The sequence below is a fragment of the Deinococcus pimensis DSM 21231 genome, from assembly GCF_000519345.1.
Lineage (GTDB): Bacteria > Deinococcota > Deinococci > Deinococcales > Deinococcaceae > Deinococcus_A > Deinococcus_A pimensis.
The window spans coordinates 1-2,774 of sequence record NZ_KI912626.1 but is presented as its reverse complement, the minus strand read 5'-3'; the positions used below and the strand labels follow the sequence as shown (position 1 = coordinate 2,774).

Genomic DNA, 2,774 nt, shown 5'->3' with positions numbered 1-2,774 from the left:
GCGGGGCGGGGCGGCGTGCGTGACGAGCACGCCCGGGCCGTGGGGTGGCGTGGGCGTGACCGCGCCGTCCGCGCTCACGTACGCGGCGTCCCACAGGCGCGAGAAGTACTCCAGCAGTTCGGGCGGGAAGTTCTCCACGCCGAAGCCTCCGGCCTCGCGGCGCACGGCGTCGCCGCCGTTGCCGGACCACCACGCGAAGTTCGTGAGGGCCGCGCGGTAGTCCTCCAGGTCACGCGAGGCGGCGTAGCGCTCGTAGAGCCGCACGGACGACTCGGCCATCGCCTCGTGGTTGCCGCGCAGCAGGGTCACGCGGCCCGTCTCGTGCAGGTCGAGCAGACGCCGCACGCACGCCAGGCCCAGCGGCCCACGGTCGATGACGTCGCCGAGCACGACGAGGTGCGCGTCCCGAGCGTGACGCGCGGCGGCGTCGAGCAGGTCGAGACGACCGTGGAGGTCCGCGACGGACAGGACGGGGAAGCTCATTCGTCGTGCTTGTCGCTGAAGTCCAGCAGGGTCTGCTTGTGGCGTTCACGCAGGGCGTGCGCGGCGCGCGGGTCGGGCACGAAGCGCAGACCTCCGGCCTCGCGCTCCACGCGGTAGCCGTCCTCCTCGGCCGCTCCGGGCAGCCACGCGGCGGGCAGCTCGCTGCGCAGTCCGCTGTCGAACTCCACCTCGACGACGTCGCCGCCCACGCTCTCCACGACGAAGAACTCGTTCACGCGGTCAGTGTAGTGCCTCGCGCGGCGGGCGTGGACGCTTCCTTGTCGCGCGCTCCCGAATGAGTGTTAAGCTGAGCGCGGACGGGGCCTCATGGGTTCCCGCCGGACAGCATCGTCACCATCATCCTGAATCCGCGCCCCGTGAGGCGCGCGCCCGCCGAGCGCGGGCGATGGCCGCACGAGAGGCGGCGAGGGGTCTCGAAATGTTGCAGCGCTTCTCCATCCGGGCAGGGCACCACGCGTGCCGTGCTCGTCGTACATTTTCCCGCCGCGGGACGCGGCACGAAGGGGACTGGCATGAAGGGTGAGCTGAGGTACGAGGGCAAGGCGAAGAAGGTCTTCGCGACGGACCGTCCCGACGAGTACGTCGTGGAGTACAAGGACGACGCCACCGCGTTCAACGCGCAGAAGCGCGGGACCGTCGCGGGCAAGGGCGCCGTGAACAACGCCATCACGGCGGCGCTGTACCCGCGCCTGGAGGCGGCGGGCGTGCCCACGCACTTCCTGGAGCGTCTCTCCGACCGCGAGCAGCGCGTCCGCGCGGTGGAGATCGTGCCCGTGGAGGTCGTCGTGCGCAACGTCGCGGCGGGCTCGTTCAGCAAGCGGCTCGGCCTGACGGAGGGCGCGCCGCTCGCGCGTCCCGTCGTGGAGTACTACTACAAGAGCGACGTCCTCGGCGATCCCCTCATCAACGACGACACCGCCGTCGTGATGGGCTGGGCCTCCGAGGAGGACCTCGCCACGATCCGCACGCTCGCGCTGAGGGTCCGCGACTTCCTCACGCCGTTCTTCGAGGAGCGCGGCGTGCAGCTCGTGGACTTCAAGCTGGAGTTCGGCAAGACGCCGGGCGGCCAGATCGTGCTCGCCGACGAGATCAGCCCCGACACCTGCCGCTTCTGGGACGCCAGGACGGGCGAGAAGCTCGACAAGGACCGCTTCCGCCGCGACCTCGGCGGCGTCGAGGACGCCTACCAGGAGATGCTGCGCCGCGTGCTCGGCGAGCCCGCCGGCGCCTGAGCGCCCTCCCCACGTTCCATCCCTTTCCTCCCCGCGTTCTCCGACCGCTGACCGCTGACCGCTGACAGCCGCTCCGAAGGAGCCTTCCATGACCTACCTCGTTCGTGTGTTCGTGTCCCTCAAGCCCAGCATCCTCGACCCGCAGGGGCGCACCGTGGAGCGCGCCCTCGACCACCTCGGCCACACGAACGTGACGGGCGTGCGCGTCGGCAAGCTCGTCGAGATGACCCTCAGCGGGGAGCGGGAGGCGGTGGAGGCGCAGGCGCGCGAGCTTGCCACCACGGTCCTCTCCAACCCCGTGATGGAGGACGCCCGCGTGGAGATCACCGAGATCGCCCCCGCGTCGCCCGTGGAGGCCGGGGCGTGAGCGTCGCGGTCGTCCAGTTTCCCGGCAGCAACTGCGACATGGACGCGCTGCACGCCGTCCGCACGATCGGCGCGGAGGCGCACCTCGTGTGGCACACCGAGACGGACCTCGGGCGGGCGTCGGCGGTGATCCTGCCGGGCGGGTTCAGCTACGGCGATCACCTGCGCTCCGGCGCGATCGCCGCGCGGAGTCCCATCATGAACGCCGTGCGGGCCTTCGCGGAGGCGGGCGGGCCGGTGCTCGGCATCTGCAACGGCTTCCAGATCCTCACGGAGAGCGGCCTGCTGCCCGGCGCGCTCGCCCGCAACGAGCACCTGCACTTCGTGTGCCGCCCCGTGCGCCTGCGGGTGGAGAACGCGTCTTCGGTCTTCACGGACGTGTACGCGCAGGGTCAGGAGCTCACGCTGCCCGTCGCGCACGGCGAGGGCAGCTACTACGCCGACGACGAGACGCTCGCGCGCCTGCACGGCGAGGGCCGCGTGGCCTTCACGTACCTCGACAACCCCAACGGCAGCCTGCGGGACGTGGCGGGCGTCCTGAGCGAGCGCGGCAACGTGCTCGGCATGATGCCGCACCCCGAGCGCGTCGTGGAGGCCGTGCTGGGCGGCACGGACGGACGCGGCGTCTTCGAGAGCCTCGTCGCGCACGCCGAGCGGGCGGTGGCGCTGTGA

At 71.6% G+C, this 2,774-nt stretch carries 5 protein-coding genes; 3 read left to right on the top strand and 2 right to left on the bottom strand.

Translation table 11 applies throughout. The features are described from left to right. Together DEIPI_RS0103175 and DEIPI_RS0103170 are read right to left on the bottom strand one after the other, a co-directional pair. Positions 1-483 (bottom strand): metallophosphoesterase (locus tag DEIPI_RS0103175; protein WP_027480822.1); only part of this gene is annotated, 483 nt, incomplete at its 3' end. Next, positions 480-719: a hypothetical protein gene (locus tag DEIPI_RS0103170; RefSeq protein ID WP_027480821.1), complete on the bottom strand. Its 240-nt coding sequence runs from the start codon at positions 717-719 to the stop codon at positions 480-482. The genes DEIPI_RS0103175 and DEIPI_RS0103170, both read right to left, overlap by 4 nt. A gap of 297 nt (positions 720-1,016) precedes the next feature. Here DEIPI_RS0103170 and purC point away from each other — a divergent pair, with 297 nt between their 5' ends. The 3 genes from purC (at position 1,017) to purQ (ending at position 2,774) form a co-directional block, all read left to right on the top strand. Next, positions 1,017-1,736: a phosphoribosylaminoimidazolesuccinocarboxamide synthase gene (gene purC, locus DEIPI_RS0103165; protein ID WP_027480820.1), complete on the top strand. Its 720-nt coding sequence runs from the start codon at positions 1,017-1,019 to the stop codon at positions 1,734-1,736. 88 nt (positions 1,737-1,824) lie between these two features. Then, a complete protein-coding gene (gene purS, locus DEIPI_RS0103160) occupies positions 1,825-2,103 on the top strand; it encodes a phosphoribosylformylglycinamidine synthase subunit PurS (RefSeq protein WP_027480819.1) in 279 nt (92 codons plus the stop codon). Then, a complete protein-coding gene (gene purQ, locus DEIPI_RS0103155; protein WP_027480818.1) occupies positions 2,100-2,774 on the top strand; it encodes a phosphoribosylformylglycinamidine synthase subunit PurQ in 675 nt (224 codons plus the stop codon). Before purS ends, purQ begins: the two co-directional genes overlap by 4 nt.

Excerpts from the sequence above, each read along its gene's own strand:
- purC (WP_027480820.1), top strand. The coding sequence starts at position 1,017 with ATGAAGGGTGAGCTGAGGTACGAGGGCAAGGCGAAGAAGGTCTTCGCG.
- purS (WP_027480819.1), top strand. The coding sequence starts at position 1,825 with ATGACCTACCTCGTTCGTGTGTTCGTGTCCCTCAAGCCCAGCATCCTC.